Origin of the sequence: Pseudomonas sp. MPB26 (genome assembly GCF_046605355.1) — a bacterium.
GTDB classification, from domain to species: Bacteria; Pseudomonadota; Gammaproteobacteria; order Pseudomonadales; family Pseudomonadaceae; genus Aquipseudomonas; species Aquipseudomonas cedrina.
In genome coordinates this window covers 2,974,272-2,989,720 of sequence record NZ_CP176793.1, presented here as the reverse complement: position 1 = coordinate 2,989,720, position 15,449 = coordinate 2,974,272, and the positions used below count along the sequence as shown (strand labels likewise).

At 62.5% G+C, this 15,449-nt stretch carries 9 protein-coding genes; 1 reads left to right on the top strand and 8 read right to left on the bottom strand.

What is annotated here, in order from left to right:
* Positions 1-34 precede the first annotated feature (34 nt).
* Together mmsB and ACLH0H_RS13710 are read right to left on the bottom strand one after the other, a co-directional pair.
* On the bottom strand, positions 35-922 hold the full coding sequence (gene mmsB / locus ACLH0H_RS13715; RefSeq protein WP_411382345.1) for a 3-hydroxyisobutyrate dehydrogenase: 888 nt from the start codon (positions 920-922) through the stop codon (positions 35-37).
* Between the two features lie 15 nt (positions 923-937).
* Complete coding sequence (locus tag ACLH0H_RS13710) at positions 938-2,455, bottom strand: CoA-acylating methylmalonate-semialdehyde dehydrogenase (RefSeq protein ID WP_411382344.1); 1,518 nt, start codon at positions 2,453-2,455, stop codon at positions 938-940.
* Between the two features lie 120 nt (positions 2,456-2,575).
* On the opposite strand from ACLH0H_RS13710, the gene ACLH0H_RS13705 reads away from it, so the two are divergent.
* Positions 2,576-3,523: a LysR family transcriptional regulator gene (locus ACLH0H_RS13705; protein WP_411382343.1), complete on the top strand. Its 948-nt coding sequence runs from the start codon at positions 2,576-2,578 to the stop codon at positions 3,521-3,523.
* A gap of 265 nt (positions 3,524-3,788) precedes the next feature.
* Here ACLH0H_RS13705 and ACLH0H_RS13700 read toward each other — a convergent pair whose 3' ends face one another.
* From ACLH0H_RS13700 to recC, 6 genes are read right to left on the bottom strand one after another with little or no spacing between them, the layout of a single operon-like run.
* Positions 3,789-4,280 (bottom strand): OmpA family protein, encoded by a 492-nt coding sequence (locus tag ACLH0H_RS13700; RefSeq protein WP_411382342.1) that lies wholly within the window; start codon positions 4,278-4,280, stop codon positions 3,789-3,791.
* Positions 4,281-4,284: 4 nt separating this feature from the next.
* Positions 4,285-5,547, bottom strand: a complete 1,263-nt coding sequence (locus ACLH0H_RS13695) for a diguanylate cyclase domain-containing protein (protein ID WP_186694761.1) — start codon at positions 5,545-5,547, stop codon at positions 4,285-4,287.
* Positions 5,544-6,119 carry a YfiR family protein gene (locus ACLH0H_RS13690; protein ID WP_411382341.1) on the bottom strand — a complete coding sequence of 192 codons (576 nt, stop codon included), beginning with the start codon at positions 6,117-6,119 and terminating at the stop codon, positions 5,544-5,546. The genes ACLH0H_RS13695 and ACLH0H_RS13690 overlap by 4 nt, the downstream gene beginning before the upstream one ends.
* A 12-nt stretch (positions 6,120-6,131) precedes the next feature.
* Entirely contained in the window at positions 6,132-8,240 is a 2,109-nt protein-coding gene (gene recD / locus ACLH0H_RS13685; RefSeq protein WP_411382340.1) for an exodeoxyribonuclease V subunit alpha, read from the bottom strand.
* Positions 8,237-11,911, bottom strand: coding sequence for an exodeoxyribonuclease V subunit beta (gene recB, locus ACLH0H_RS13680; RefSeq protein WP_411382339.1), 3,675 nt, complete (start codon positions 11,909-11,911; stop codon positions 8,237-8,239). The genes recD and recB overlap by 4 nt, the downstream gene beginning before the upstream one ends.
* Entirely contained in the window at positions 11,908-15,357 is a 3,450-nt protein-coding gene (recC, locus tag ACLH0H_RS13675; protein WP_411382338.1) for an exodeoxyribonuclease V subunit gamma, read from the bottom strand. Before recC ends, recB begins: the two co-directional genes overlap by 4 nt.
* Between the last annotated feature and the right edge of the window lie 92 nt (positions 15,358-15,449).

Sequence of the window (15,449 nt, the reverse complement as noted above, 5' to 3'; positions counted from 1 at the left end):
CCGGGAGCCCCACGCATAGGCCCCCGGAACCGCCTTATTCAGGCTTGCGGTAACTGTTGATGATCGCCGAGAAGTCCTTGCCCCCTTCCCCACGTTGACTCATCGATTGATACAGCTGCTGCGCCACGGCGCCGAGGATTACCGGCTGTTTCGCCTGACGCGCCGCCTCGGTGGCCAGGCCCAGGTCCTTGAGCATCAGGTCGGCACCGAATCCGCCGGTGTAGCCGCGCGATGACGGCGCGGTTTCGATCACGCCCGGCCAGGGGTTGTAGGTGTCGGAGCTCCAGCAGCGCCCGGTGGAGCTGTTGATGATCCCCGCCAGCACGTGTGTGTCGATGCCCAGCGCATCGCCCAGGGCCATGGCTTCGCTGACGCCGATCATGCTGATGCCCAGCAGCAGGTTGTTGCAGATTTTGGCGATTTGCCCGGTGCCTACCTCGCCGCAGTGCACGATGTTGCGGCCCATCTGCGCCAGCACCGGTTGCAGGGTGGCGAACAGTGCCGGGGTGGCGCCGACCATGAAGGTCAGGGTGCCGGCCTGGGCGCCGCCGGTGCCGCCGGAGACGGGGGCGTCGGCCATCACCACGCCTTGCCTGGCGGCGGCCGCCGCGACGTCGCGCGCGGTCTGCGGGTCGATGGTGCTGCAATCCACCGCCGGCACGCCTTGGCCGATGCCGGCGAGCACGCCGTCCTCATTCAGCCACACGCTGCGCACATGGGCAGCAGCCGGCAGCATGGTGATCACGAGCTCAGCGCCGCTGGCCGCATCTCGCGGTGAGTCGCTGATGCTGCCACCCAGGGCGGCGAGTTCGTTGAGCACCGTTTGGTTCAGGTCAAACAGGTTCAGCGCGTGACCCGCCTTGATCAGGTTGCGGGCCATGGGCGCGCCCATGTTGCCCAGGCCGATAAATGCAATCTTCATGATCGTCTCCCGGAATCAGCGCAGGTTGATGGTGGTGTTGACGCCATCGTTGACCGTATCGTCATCGAACCAGCGGCTGGTGACGGTTTTGGTCTGGGTGTAGAACTGCACCACTTGCTTGCCGTACGGGCCCAGGTCGCCGAGCTTGGAACCGCGGGAACCGGTGAAGCTGAAGAACGGTACCGGCACCGGGATCGGGATGTTGATGCCGACCTGGCCCACGTCGATCTCGCTCTGGAACTTGCGCGCCGCCGCGCCGCTCTGGGTAAACAGGCCTGTGCCATTGCCGAACGGGTTGGCGTTGACCAGGGCGATGGCCTGGTCGAGGGTGTCGACTTCCAGCACCACCAGCACCGGGCCGAAGATTTCCTCGGTGTAAATGCGCATGTCGGTGGTCACGCCCGAGAACAGCGTCGGCCCGACGAAGTTGCCCTGTTCGTAGCCCGCAACCTTGATATCGCGGCCGTCCAGTTCCAGCTTGGCGCCTTCTTTCACGCCGCTTTCGATCAGCTCCAGGATGCGTGCCTTGGCGCGCTTGGAGATCACCGGACCCACGTCGGTACCGGCTTCGCTGCCGGCGTTGACCTTGAGTTTCTGCGCCAGCGCCTTGAGATCCGGCAACCATTGTTTCGACGCGCCCACCAGCACCACCACCGAGGTGGCCATGCAACGCTGGCCCGCCGCACCGAAACCGGCGCCGACCAGGGCATTGAGGGTGTGTTCGCGGTTGGCATCCGGCAGCACCACGGCGTGGTTCTTGGCGCCCATCATCGATTGCACGCGCTTGCCGTGCTTGCCGGCCAGGTCATACACATGCGTGCCCACGGCGGTCGAACCGACGAAAGACACCGCCTTGATGTCTTTATGGGTACAGAGCGCATCCACCACGTCCTTGCCGCCGTGCACCACGTTGAGCACGCCGGCCGGTACACCGGCTTCCAGCGCCAGCTCCACCAGCAGCATGGTCGACAGCGGGTCCTGCTCGGACGGTTTGAGGACGAAAGTGTTACCGCAGGCGATCGCCATGGGGAACATCCACAGCGGAATCATCGCCGGGAAGTTGAACGGGGTAATACCGGCACACACGCCGATCGGCTGGCGCAGGGTGTAGGTGTCGACACCACCGGCGACGTTCTCGGCGAACTCGCCCATTTGCAGGGTGCCGATGGAACACGCGTGTTCCACCACTTCCAGCCCGCGGAAAATATCGCCCTCGGCATCGGCAATGGTCTTGCCCTGCTCGTTGCTGAGCACCACGGCAATGCGCTTGGAATGTTCGCGGATCAAGGCTTGCAGCTTGAGCATGATGCGCATGCGCGCGCCGATTGGCGTCAGCTTCCAGGTCTGGAAGGCGCGATGGGCGGCGTCGATGGCAGCGTTGACTTCATCGGCAGTGGCGAACGGGACTTTGGCCAGCACTTGCTGGGTGGCCGGGTTGACGATGTCCTGCCACTCGGTGGTCTTGGACTCGACCCATTCGCCGTCGATCAGCAACTTGACCTGTTGCACGGAAATATCGGCAGATGCGTTCATGTGGTCTCCAATCTTGTAGTTATGCAGAGACAAGGCGCGTGAATCGCCTTGGGAATGAGGCGTTTTTGGAGTATAGATGTGCAAATCTCTAATAAGAACGCACATAAAAGCCGGACCAATATGCAAAAAAACATCACGTCGCTGGGTTCCCTGAACTGGGATGACCTCAAGTTTTTCCTCGAAGTGGCCCGCACGCGCAAGGCCAGCGTCGCCGCCAAGCGTCTGGCGGTGGACTACACCACGGTGTCGCGGCGCATCAGTTCACTGGAAGTGTCGCTCGGTACGCTGCTGTTCGAAAAATCCCGGACCAACGGTTTTGTCCTCACCACCGAAGGCCAACGTTTGCTCGGCTACGCCGAGTCCATCGAAAGCACCCTGCACATGGCCTGCGAACAAGTGTCCGGCTCCGGCGTGGCGCTGTCCGGCCATGTGCGCATGGGCTGCACCGAAGGTTTCGGCAGCTTCTTCGTGACGCCGCAGTTGAGTCATTTTGTCGACACCTACCCGGCAATCTCGGTGGACATCCTGCCCCTGCCCCACTTCATCAGCCTGTCCAAGCGCGAAGCCGACATCGTCATCGCCCTGGAACGCCCGGAACATGGGCCTTATGTGTGCTGCAAGCTGTGCGACTACAAACTGCAGCTCTACGCGACCCAGGACTACCTCGACCAACACCCGCCTATCCGCAAATCGGCGGATTTGGCCGAGCACCCGTTTATCAGCTATGTGGATGATCTGGCGTTCAGTTCGGAGCTGTTGTACCTGGCGAATGTGGTGCCGGGCGCCAGCGCGAGTTTGCGCAGTACCAGCGTGATTGCGCAGTACGTGGCGGCGCAGCAGGGCCGGTCGATGGCGATATTGCCGTGCTTTCTGGCGGCGCAGGATCCGCGGTTGCTGCCGGTGCTGGGGGATCAGATTGCGATTAAGCGCCAGTTCTGGATGTATTGCCGGGAGGATTTGCGCAAGTTGAAGCGGATCACGTTGTTGTGGGATTACATCAGGGAGGTGACGGAGCAGAATCAAGGGCTGTTGATGGGGGAGACGCGGGAGATGCGGTTTGCGGATTAAAGGGTATGAGATGGGCAAGCCAGTGGTGGCTGACTTGACGCAGGCGATGACACCGAGCCGTTAAGTGATCGAGGTTTCAAGTACAGCGCAAATAAAATGTGGGAGCGGTGTGGTGAGCGCAGATATCACAACCGGCACAAAATAGTGTGGGAGCTGGCTTGCCTGCGATGGCAGTGTGTCAGTCAGTACATCCAGTACTGAACACCGCTATCGCAAGCCAGCTCCCACATTCTGATTGCATTGAGATTGAGGCTGGTGAGTTTGCTCAGTCGGCTATCACCACAATCGACACCCGGCGATTCTCGGTTCGCCCATCGACAGTGTCGTTGGACGCCACCGGGTGGCTGCTGCCCAAGCCGCGCAGTTGGACATTTTGTTCTTTCATGCCCACACCGGTCAGCACCGTGACCACGCTTTTGGCGCGGCGCAGGGACAGTTGCTGGTTGTAGGCCTCTTTGCCCGAAGCGTCCGTATGGCCGTCGATACGCACGCGTTCGATACCCACGCCCAGCAAGGCCTTGCCGATGCGCTGGACGATCTCGGTGCTGGCGGGGTTGAGGGCTTCTACGTCACTGCCAAATAGCACTTTGCCCGACAGGCCGAAGGCCCAGCCTTCTTCGGTCAGTTCAAAGCCTTGCTGTTTGAGCACCGCCACCTGCGCCGGAGTCAGGCCCTTGGGGGGCGCTGTCTGGCAGCCGCCAAGGGCGAGCAACGCCACCAGCAAGGTGATGAACATAAAACGCGCAGTCAAAAACAAGGGATCAACTCCTGTGTGGAACGTTGACGGCGCAATGCTCCGATTCCGCCGTTTGCTGGCCGCCCGAGGCCAGGCGCTTGGCCTGGTACATCGCCGTGTCGGCGGCATTGAGCAAGGTGCCGGGGGTGGCGCCATGATCGGGGTAGACCGCGATACCGATACTGAGTGAGGTCAATACCTGAGTGTTGCCGGGCACGGCGATCGGCGAGTCCATGCTGGCGATGATCTTGTCGGCAATGCGCTCGGCATCTTCGACCTTGTGCAACGGCGCCAGCAGGATGGCGAACTCATCACCGCCCAGACGCGCCACCAGATCATCTTCACGCAGCTGCGCACGTACACGCTCGGCGATGGCCACGAGGACGGCATCGCCGGCGGCATGGCCAAAGCTGTCATTGATCTCTTTGAAACGGTCGCTGTCGAGGTAAAGCACCGCCACTTGTTCCTTGGCTCTGGCGGCGATGCGCAGGGCACGGATCAAACGGCTTTCGAAGAATGCGCGATTGGGCAGGCCGGTGAGGCTGTCGTGGTTGGCTTTGTGGGCCAAGGATTCGTTTTCGCTTTGCAGGTGGTTTTGCCAGGCTTGCATCTCGCCCAGCAAGGCGTTGAAGTCGCTGCCCAGGCTGTCGAGTTCGGCGATGCGCGCAGGCGGCACGCGGCGCTCGAAGTCGCGCTGGCTGCGTGCCGCATGGGCGACGGCGGCGAGGCTTTGCAGCGGCCCGGTAATACCGCGCAACAAGCGTCGCGCAAAGTGCAGGGCGACCCACGCGCTGAGGGCGGTGCAAATGAGGATCCCGGCCAGCCCGCTCAACAGGAAGCGCAGCAGGCTACCGCCGTGGCCGGTGAGATGAATGCTGCCGATGGCCTGTCCCTGGTGCAGGATTGGCTGACTGATCGGTTGATCAAGCAGCGCATGGGCGAGCTCCAATTCCACCCGCGAGAGCAGGCCGGTATCCGGGCGTATCCACTGCGCCAACAACTTGCCATTGGCATCGAAGACTTCGGCTTGGGCCACCTCTTCGGTGGAGGCGATCAGGCTCAGGGCTTCGGTGGCCGCTGCACTGTCGTTGAACACCACCGCAGCTTCCACGGTGTAGCTGATGGAGCGCGCGATCAGGTGCAGGTTGTGTTCGGCATAGACGCGCAGCGCGAGCACGCCAAGCAGGGTCAGTGAGATGCTCGCCAGGGTCACCGCCACCAGCGCCAGGATCAAGTGTCCTCGGCCAATGACCGAGCGCAGGGTCGGTCGCACCTTGACTGCGGTCATGACGCAGGCGCTCGGCGACGCGATAACTGCAGCACGCTGGGATGAATGCGCACGCCGCTGCGGGCGACCGAATCGAGGTTGACTTCGAAGGATACTTGCTCATCGCCCACCCGCAGGCAGAACAGACTGCCCACGGTGCACTGATCGCCGCCCTCGCTGATGCTGAGCACCGGGTGGCCGGCTAATGAAGTGAACAGTCGGCTGCGCTCATCCGCGGTGAGTTTGCCGATGTACACCGCATCACAGGCATCGACGATATCGGAACGATCGGCCAGCAAGCGCTGCACCACCACCGGACGACCGGTGGCCTGGGTGGTGCCCTTGATCAGGTCATCGGTGTATTGGGTCGGGCCGACAATGCACAGGCGCAGTTGCGCAGGCTCCACCGGCCACCGGGCGTAACTGAGGATACCCAGCACCACTTGGGTCACTGCCTGGGCGCGATGTTCTGCAAGGCCCATGGGATCCGCAGCCTGGGCGAAGGCGTGCGGCGCAAGCACCCACAGGATCGCCATCGGCAGCATGCGTCTCCAGCTCAAACTGCGCTCTGTAGGCGAGACAGCCAAGTTCATGCAGCGATACTCTCAGGTGTGTTCGGGTGGATGCCGCAACGATAGCACAGCGTCGGACACTTCTGACGGCTGCTCCAACTCCAGCATCAAGCCACTCAAGCGCTTGACCTTGCGCCGCACCGCTTCTTCAAACACGCCGCCACGGGGCTCGATCAGGCTGAACCAGCGCTTGGCCCGGGTGATGCCGGTGTAGATCAACTCCTTGGTGAGCACCGGATTCAACGCATCCGGCAGGATCAACGCCGTGTGGGTAAATTCCGAGCCTTGGGATTTGTGCACAGTCATGGCGTACACGGTTTCCACATCATTCAGACGGCTGGGCAACACAAAGCGCACGCCGCCCTGGCCATCGTTCCGTGGGAAGGCCACGCGCAGCACCTGGGGGCCGCCGTCGCTTTCGGGCAGTTTGAGGGCGATACCGATATCGCCATTCATCAAGCCCAAGCCGTAATCATTGCGGGTCATCAATACAGGGCGGCCTTCGTACCAATGTTCGTCGCCTTCGATCAGCCGCACCTTGCGCAAGGCGGCGGTGATACGTAGGTTCAGGCCTTCCACGCCCCATGGGCCCTTACGCACCGCGCACAGCAGTTGGAACGCATCGAAGGCTTGCAGCAGTTGCTGCGCCCAGTGCGTCCAGGCGGGGTGTTCGCGCGGGGTGTCGGGCCCGGGCCGCGCACTTTGCAACAGGTTGAGGTAGTAACGATAACCTTGGGCGCCATCGCTGCCGTGCCCGTCCAGGAGCAGACGCTCCAAGGCATGATCGTGCTCGCCCTTGAGGCTGAGGCAGAACAAGTCGTTGTGACTGCCAGCGGCCAGCAGCCTGCGCGCCTCTTCGGCGTTTTGCTGGTTGACCCAACGCGCCAGTTGGCCGATGCCGCTGCCCTCGCCGAAACGGCGCGAATAACGCAGCATCACCACTTGCTGGGCCAAAGGGTGGCTGGCGTCGAGGTCTTCGTGCAAGCCGCTGCCACTGAGGTCTTCGCCGCTGACGGCTTGCAGCCATTGGCGGGTTTGCGGGCTGTACCAACCCGCTTCGGCGTCGCGGCACAAATCGCCGAGCACGGCACCCGCCTCGACCGACGCGAGTTGGTCCTTGTCGCCCAGCAGCACCAGGCGTGCATGGGCCGGCAAGGCGTCGAGCAGGTTGGCCATCATTTCCAGGTCGATCATCGACGCTTCGTCCACCACCAGCACATCCAGGGGCAGTGGGTTGCCAATGTGATGGCGGAAGTGCCGTGTGCCAGGACGGCTGCCCAGCAGGCGGTGGACGGTGGTGACCTGGGTCGGGATTTTTTCCTTGACGCTGCCCGGCACTTGCAGCGACAGCACTTGCTGGCTGATGGACTCGGTGAGCCGTGCGGCAGCTTTACCGGTGGGCGCCGCCAGACGGATGCGCAACGGATTGCCGGTCTCCACTGCCGGCGCCTGTAACAGCGCGAGCAAACGCACCACAGTGGTGGTCTTGCCAGTGCCGGGGCCGCCCGTGACGATACTGAACGCACCACGAGTGGCCAGGGCGCAGGCGAGCTTTTGCCAGTCGATCACGCCGTCGGGCGGCGGTTGGTCGAACAAACTGTTCAGGCGCTGCGGCAAATCGGCGGCGACCGTTTCCTGGGTGGCGAGACGCAAGCGCAAGGCGGTGTCGATGCGTCGCTCGTAGGTCCAGTAGCGGCGCAGGTACAGGCGCTTGCCGGACAGCACCAACGGGCGGCTTTGGGCGGACTCACTGCCGTCCACGGCCAGCGCGACCAGGCGGCTTGAGGCCAGCGCATGGCACCAATGGGCGCCATCGAGCCCATCCAGCAACTGCGAGGGCAACAGCATGGCCCCGGTTTGAAGGTCACCTTCTGGCGGCAGAGACAGGGCGAAATCCGGCGCCTTGAGGGTTTCGAACACGTCGAGGCAGACATGGCCGTGGCCCAACTGGTGACTGGTCAGCGCCGCCGCCAGTAGCACCAAAGGATCGGACTGTGGATCAAGTTCGTGCAGGAAGCCGACGAAGGCTTTATCCAGGGCGCGCAACCAACCGCGATCGACCCAACGTTCCAGCAGTTGCACCAGGTCGGCGGCGCGGCTCAGGGGCGCCAGTTCCTCGAGCGGTAACGGCGACAGGCTCATAACAACACTCCTTGTTCCCAGGCAGGCTCAACCTTGGGCGGTATGGGCTTGCCCTGAAACAGCAGGTCCAGGCCTTCGATCAATTCCCGTGGCGGCCGGGTGAAATACGCCCCCTGGCTGGCGGACTGGGTGCCGCGCAGGAACAGGTACAGCGCGCCGCCGACATGGCGCTCGTAGTCATAGTCGGGCAGACGCGCCTTGAGTTGGCGGTGCAGGGCCAGCAGGTAAAGCACGTATTGCAGGTCGTACCGATGCTCAAGGATCGACTGTTCCATGGCGTCGTGTGTGTAGGCCGAATCGTCGGGCCCCAGCCAATTGGATTTGTAATCGGCCACGTAATAGCGGCCGTCATGTTCGAAGGTCAAATCGATAAAGCCTTTGAACATACCGTTGAGCAGCACCGGTTCAGCCGCGACACGGGACACACCGTTGTGGGTGTACTGGCACACCAGCTTGTCGAGGGCCAGCACGTCGACCTTATGGCTGGCGAACCAGAACTCCATTTCGATCTGGTACTGCTGCAAACCGCTGAGGGCGACGCGACCGTTATCCACAGGCAATGGCGTTTGCAGCAGGTGGCCGAGCCAACCGCTGAGGGTGATGATCCAGCCTTCCCAGTTACGGCGGTTGCAGCGGGCGCCCACGGCTTTTTCGATAGCCTCGGGGGTGACGTTGAAGCGCTCTTCGCCCGCCCATTCCAGCAAGCCGTGAAGGAAGGTCCCAGGGTTGGGCCCACGTGGGAAACGGTGAATGTCGCCGCCGGACGCCGCCACTTCACGCGGTGCATCGGGGTCGAGGCGTTCGTCATCAAACAGCTTCTGGGCTTGTGGGCTTTCCGGTGCTTCGGGGCTGGCCGCGCTCAAGCTGTCGCCGATACGCAAGGCACTGTAGGAAGCAATCCACCAGTTTTCGGCGGCCTTGCGCTTGGGCAGCAAGGCCGCTCGCAGCGTGGCTTCGTTGCGCGGCGGGTGAAAGAGGATGTCTTGCGCCTCGGGCACCTGGCCATAGTCGATGGCGGCGCAACCTTTCTGCAGGTCCAGCAACCAGCGCGCCAGGCCTGCGGATTCCCCCAACGGTGCACCCGCGCCAAGCAAATAGCCCAGCGCCGAGAGGTGCAGCACCGAACTGCTGCTGTTGCCGCGCTTGAGGTCGGCGATGCCGAGCCAGCACGCATGTTTGGCACGGGTCAGCGCCACATAGAACAGGCGCAGGTCTTCGGCGAGGCGCTCGTCGTCAGCCTGGGCGATCAACTCAGGCGTAGGGCGCAGGCTGACCTGGGATTTGCCGTGTTCGTCGTGGTAATGAAGGGGCAAGCGACTGCCATCGACCGGCTTGGCTGAGCAGATGAACGGCAGGAAGACCAGGTTGTATTCCAAGCCTTTGGATTTGTGGATAGTCACCACCTTGACCAGTTGCTCGTCGCTTTCAAGGCGCAGAATATGCTCCTCCCCTGCCTGTCCGGACAGCGCCAAGTGCTCGGCCAGATGACGGATCAGCGCCTGTTCGCCGTCCAGCTCGGAGGCCGCCTGCTGCAGCAGTTCGCTGAGGTGCAGCAGGTTGGTCAGCACCCGTTCGCCGTCGCTGCGCGCGACCAGGGTTTGCGGCAGTTTGAAGTCGTGCAGCAGACGACGCAGCATCGGCAGCACGCCTTGGGTGCGCCAGATCGCACGGTAGCCACGGAACTGCATGACGCGGCTTTCCCACGCGAGCTCGTCCTGATTCAGACGTTCCAGTTCCGGCAGGGACAGGTTCAGCGTGACGCAGGCCAGGGCGGCGCGCAGCGGGCGTTCGACATCCGGTTCGGCGCACGCCTTGAGCCAGGCCAGCAGGTCGTGCGCTTCCTGGGCCGCGAAGACCGAGTCTTTGTCGGACAGATAAACACTGCGCACGCCGCGTGCGGCCAATTCGGCGCGCACCGCCTGGGCTTCCTTGCCGTCGCGAACGAGGATGGCGATATCTGATGGAAGCACGCCGTCGAAGCTCGCGTCCGGCTGCAGGAAACCGGCAGTGCCTTGTTGTCCGCCATTGAGCAGCTCGACAATGTGCGTGGCACAGGCCGCCGCCAATTGCTGACGATAAACCAGGTTGGAAACGGGCTGATCGGTCGGCAGGTGCCAGAGGTTCAGCGCCGGCAGCGTCTGGCCATTAATTTGCAAATGTTCCTTGCGGCCTTGGGACAACACCGAGTGAAACGGCACCGGGTTTTCGCCGTCCGGTTGGCGGAACAGGAACGCGCCACGGCCCTTTTCCGCACGCTGAAACACGTGGTTCACCGCCTCGACCATCGCATGGCTGGAGCGGAAGTTGGTGCCCAACGTGTGGTGGCGGCCGGTCGTGGACTGGCGGGCGCGCAGGTAGGTGTAGATGTCCGCGCCACGGAAGGCATAGATCGCCTGCTTGGGGTCGCCGATCAGGAACAGGCCACTGTCGGGGTGGTTTTCTTCGATGCGGTAGATACTGTCGAAGATGCTGTATTGCACCGGGTCGGTGTCTTGGAACTCGTCGATCAAGGCCACCGGGAATTGCTCGCGAATCACGCTGGCCAAGCGTTCGCCGCCGTCTGCCTGCAGCGCGGCGTTGAGACGGATGAGCATGTCGTCGAAGCCCATTTCGGCGCGGCGGCGTTTTTCTTCTTCGAAGCGTTTGCCCACCCAGCCGGCGGCGTGTTGCAGTACGGCGGCATCGGGCGTTGGCAGCGCATCAAGGGCCTGCTTGAGGCCGGCCATGGCGTCGATACCGGGATGCCGCGGTGGCTCGCCCTTCCAGGCTTCGGCCATGCCTTCGGGCGTCAGGCGAATGAAGCCGGTGCCGATGTCCAGTTGCTCCAGGGATTCGTCAGCGGCCCAGGAACTGATTTTCTCAAACCAGGGTTCAAAGTATCGCGCTTGCATCTTGCGGCCGTCGACGGCTTTGGCGGCGACCGCTTGCAGGCAGAGGTCGCGTAGCTCGGCGGCCCATTGCAGCCAAGGCGCCTTGAGAGTTGTGAGCGCTTCGCGACGCTCTTGCAGGCAGGCCGTGATCAGTTTGGCCGGCTCGCAGGTTTCATCCGTGGGCCGTTCGCTGCCGAACAGCGCGCGTACGCGCGGCATCAAGGCGGCCGGGCCACCCCAATTGTTGCGCACCCAGTTGAGCGCGTCGTCGTGCATCGGGTAGCAGAACAATCGCCAGTAATCGCGCAGCACTTCGCCAAGCAAGTCGCTATGATCGGTTTCCAGGGTTTGGGTGAACAGGCTGCCGCTGTCGAAGGCGTGTTCGCGCAGCATGCGCTGGCACCAACTGTGGATGGTCGAGACGGCGGCTTCGTCCATCCATTGCGCAGCGATGTCCAGGCGGTTAGCGCAGGCGGGCCATTGTTCGGCTGGGTAGTCGTCGCGCAGGTCAGCGATCAGGGCGTCGGGTTGTTCGACTTCTGCGCGAAAGAAGCGTGCGGCTTCAGTCAGGCGGATGCGGATGCGTTCGCGCAGTTCCTTGGTGGCGGCGTCGGTGAACGTCACTACCAGGATTTGCGGCGGTAATAGCTCGCGACCAAAGCCTGATGGGTCACCACCATGGCCGAGCACCAGGCGCAGGTAAAGCGCAGAGATGGTGAACGTCTTGCCCGTGCCGGCGCTGGCTTCGATCAGTTGGCTGCCTTTGAGAGGGAACGCCAGGGCCAAGGGTTTGCCGATCATGCGCATGCCTCGCTGGTGAGGGATCGCCAAGCGGCCTTGATCAGTGGGCGGTACAGGGTTTCGCACCAGCCTTCGAATTCTTCACTCGCGACCAGCGCGGCGTAGTCGGGAAATTGCCGGGTGAGCGCCGGAGTTTCGCGACGTTCGCCGTCGGTGGTCAAGCCATCGCCTTCGTAGGCTTTACAGGCTGCTGCTTCGGCTTTGACTGGATCGGTTTGGCCGAGCCAGGCAAAAGCAGTTTTGACCGCCACAGGCAGCGGTTTACTCATGCCGGTGTGCCAGGCGAGCAGTAGATGGCCAAGGATTTCCTGGGCAACGGGTTTCTCCAACGGAGGCAGCAACAAGGTGTCGTCGCTGGCCACCAGGCCGGTACTCAACGGCAGGCCGCAGGCGCAGGCCACCACGTGATTGACCCAAGGGCGAATCAGTCGATGCCACTTGCGGGTCTTGATCGAGCCAATGCTGTTGGGAATGGTGGTGACGCTTAGCAGGCCGCCATCACTGCGTCTATGCAGACCGCTGATCCAGCCTTCCAACTGAACACCTTGATGCTCAAAACTGACCGGTTCGGCAGCGGTGTGCGGGGTGGGCCAAAGAGCCAGCAATTGCTGATAGCGGTGCAGCAGATCGGGCAATGGCTCAATCAGTTCGTTGCGCAGGCATTCACCGAAACCAACCATCGGCAACAGGCCACTGCCTTGCAGACGCAATGCCTGGGCATCGAGGGCGCGCTCGAGTTGATCGGGCTGGGTGAGTGCAGCGTTCAGCAGGCTGTCACTCAGGTTGTAGCGCTGCAGTGCGTCGAGAACGAAAGGCTCTTCGTCGGCCAGCGGCACTTCGGCGGCTTCGAAGAATACTTTCAGGCGCTGGCTGAAGAAATGTTTGACCGGGTTGCGCAGGAAGTCCTGGAGTTGGCCAAGGCTCAGGGGTTCTTCCTGTTCGTGCGGGGTCAGGTTGTGTCCTGTCGGGACGGCGTCGGATGCTTCGTGGAGCAGTTGCCATTCGCGGGCGTAGCTGAATAGCGCGTCGCCTTCATGGAAGTAGCGGGCGCTGAACGGCTGCAACGGGTGCTCTAGGGTCATGGCCTCGATAAGGGGTTGGTCGTTGTTTGCGTGATGCCAGCCACTGGCGAGATGGTCGCGCAGTTGGCCGATCAATACCGAAGCCGGGCGGTCGCTGTTGTCGCGGATGCTACGGCCCACCCAACTGACGTAGAGCTGGTCGCGGGCTGACAGCAGGGCTTCGAGCAGCAGGTAACGGTCGTCTTCACGGCGCGAACGGTCGCCGGGGCGATAGTCGCTGCCCATCAGGTCGAAGTCCAGCGGTGGTTGGGCGCGCGGGTAATCACCGTCGTTCATGCCGAGCAGGCAAACGAGCTTGAACGGGATTGCACGCATGGGCATCAAGGTGCAGAAATTGACCGCACCGGCGAGAAAGCGTTGGGACAGGCGGCCTTGGTCCAGACCCGCCAACCAGGCTTCACGGACTACGGTGAGGGGTAACTTGTCCTGTAGGCCTACGGACTCGCAGGTTTCCAGCCAGGTTTCGCGCAGTTGCTCGAGTTGGCCCAGCAGGTAGTCGTCGTGCTCGCTGCTCGGCAGGAAAAAGAGCTGCATCAGGCGTTGCAGGCGTTCGCCCCACTCCGTTGGCGGTGCGGGTTGCGACAGTGCGTGATGCGCGTCATTCAGTGCGTCGAGCAAGGCGACCAACGGACCGATCAGGGCCGCGTCGAGGCCGCCGATTTCGTCGTAGGGTTCGATTCCGTCACAGGCAGTACCGGTGCCTACGGCGTAGCCAAGCAACATCCGGCGCAGGCCGAAACGCCAGCTGTTTTGCTCCAGTTCCGCTGGCAGGCCGAGGCCGGCGCGCTGCTCGGCGTTGAGGCCCCAGCGGATGCCGGCACCCTCGATCCATCGGTGCAACGTGGGCAGGTCACGCTCCTTGATGGCGAAGCGTTCGCGCAGAGCCGGAACGTCGAGCAGGTCGAGGATTTCGCTGACGGGGAAGCGGCTGTCCGGGAGTTTCAGCAGGTGCTCGACGGCGATCAGCAGCGGATCGCGGCCGCGTTGGCCTTGGTCGGTAAGGGTGAACGGGATGAAGCGTGAGTCATTGCGCTCAAGCTGACCGAAGACGGCACGGATGTGCGGTGCGTAGCTGTCGACATCAGGGACCATGACGATGATGTCCCGGGGGCGTAGCGTGGGGTCGGCGCTGAAGCGTTGGAGCAGTTGGTCATGGAGGATTTCCACTTCGCGTTGGGCGCTGTGGGCAATGTGGAAGCGGATGGAGGTGTCATTTTCCAGGTCGACGGCAGGCCATCGCTCACGGGTTTCATTGAGCGGGCGCAGTTCGAGGATATCGTCCTGAAGCTGGTTGAGCAGTGTGGTGGGTTCGCTGTCGCTGAACAGGTCGATACGGCCATCGCGGAAGGCTGCGCGGTAGCTATTCGGGTCGTCATAGCTATCCAGCAAGCTGATGTAGTCACGGCCTTGCTTGCCCCAGGCAGCCAGTAACGGGTGCGCGTGCTGATGCAGGGTTTGCGGGTCTATGGTGACAGGCATGCCGGCTTTACGCGCCTGGCGTTTGTATTCGTTACGCAGCAGGTCTTTGTCGGCAACAATGTCGGACCAATGGTGGCGACACGGGTTGTGCACGCAGAGCAGAACTTGACTGAAGCGTGCAAGACCGGCGAGGGCTTCAAGCGCCTGGGCCGGCAACGAAGAAATACCGAAAACGATGACTCGGGATGGAAGGCTCGCGGGGGCTTCCTCAAGCGTATTGATGCGTTCGATGAAACGTTGGTGAACGCCGGCGCGGCTTTGGGCCATGCCTGTTTCACCGACGTCCAGCAGCAACGCGCGCCACAGTTCGGCTTGCCAGCAGTTGGCGGGGTTGAGCGGTTTGGACTCGCCTCGGCCGTTGCGCAGTTGGTGGCGCCCGGCAGCCCAGTCTTCCAGCCAGTCGGCGCGGTAGACTTGGTATTGGTCGAACAAGTCAGCCAGGCGCTCAGCGAGTTGGTAGCGTTTGCGCAGGTCTGTGTCATGGGTGAGGAAGCGCTGCAGGGGTTCGAAGTGTGGTTGATCGATGAGTTCCGGGAGCAGGCGCATCAGGCGCCAGGTTAGGGGAGCTTTGTCGAGCAGCGACTTTGGCGGGATTTCGTCACGGCCCAAGACCATGCGATAAAGCTGCCACATGAAGCTGCCGGGAAGTTGCACGTCGATTGCTGCAGCGATGCCGCAGCCGCCCATGTCGTCATCTTCCGGATCTTCAGCCAACGCCAACTTGAGCCATTGGGCGATACCGTTGCTTTGTACCAGGGCGATTTCGTTTTCCAGAGGCGCCAATGGATAGCGACGCATCCAGCTGACCACCAGGCTGCGCAGTTCGTCCAGGCGGTTGCCGTGAACCACCATAAATCCAGCACTGAGGGACGTCGCATCCGGCATAACGGCTTCCTTGGGAAAAGCAAAATCGAAGGTGCGACTTTAGCACTGTGGGCCGTTATTAGCGGAAATGGGATGTTAGATGTCTTTTCGAC

Excerpts from the sequence above, each read along its gene's own strand:
- recB (WP_411382339.1), bottom strand. The coding sequence starts at position 11,911 with ATGATCGGCAAACCCTTGGCCCTGGCGTTCCCTCTCAAAGGCAGCCAA.
- ACLH0H_RS13690 (WP_411382341.1), bottom strand. The coding sequence starts at position 6,119 with ATGAACTTGGCTGTCTCGCCTACAGAGCGCAGTTTGAGCTGGAGACGC.
- recD (WP_411382340.1), bottom strand. The coding sequence starts at position 8,240 with ATGAGCCTGTCGCCGTTACCGCTCGAGGAACTGGCGCCCCTGAGCCGC.
- mmsB (WP_411382345.1), bottom strand. The coding sequence starts at position 922 with ATGAAGATTGCATTTATCGGCCTGGGCAACATGGGCGCGCCCATGGCC.
- ACLH0H_RS13705 (WP_411382343.1), top strand. The coding sequence starts at position 2,576 with ATGCAAAAAAACATCACGTCGCTGGGTTCCCTGAACTGGGATGACCTC.
- ACLH0H_RS13695 (WP_186694761.1), bottom strand. The coding sequence starts at position 5,547 with ATGACCGCAGTCAAGGTGCGACCGACCCTGCGCTCGGTCATTGGCCGA.
- recC (WP_411382338.1), bottom strand. The coding sequence starts at position 15,357 with ATGCCGGATGCGACGTCCCTCAGTGCTGGATTTATGGTGGTTCACGGC.
- ACLH0H_RS13710 (WP_411382344.1), bottom strand. The coding sequence starts at position 2,455 with ATGAACGCATCTGCCGATATTTCCGTGCAACAGGTCAAGTTGCTGATC.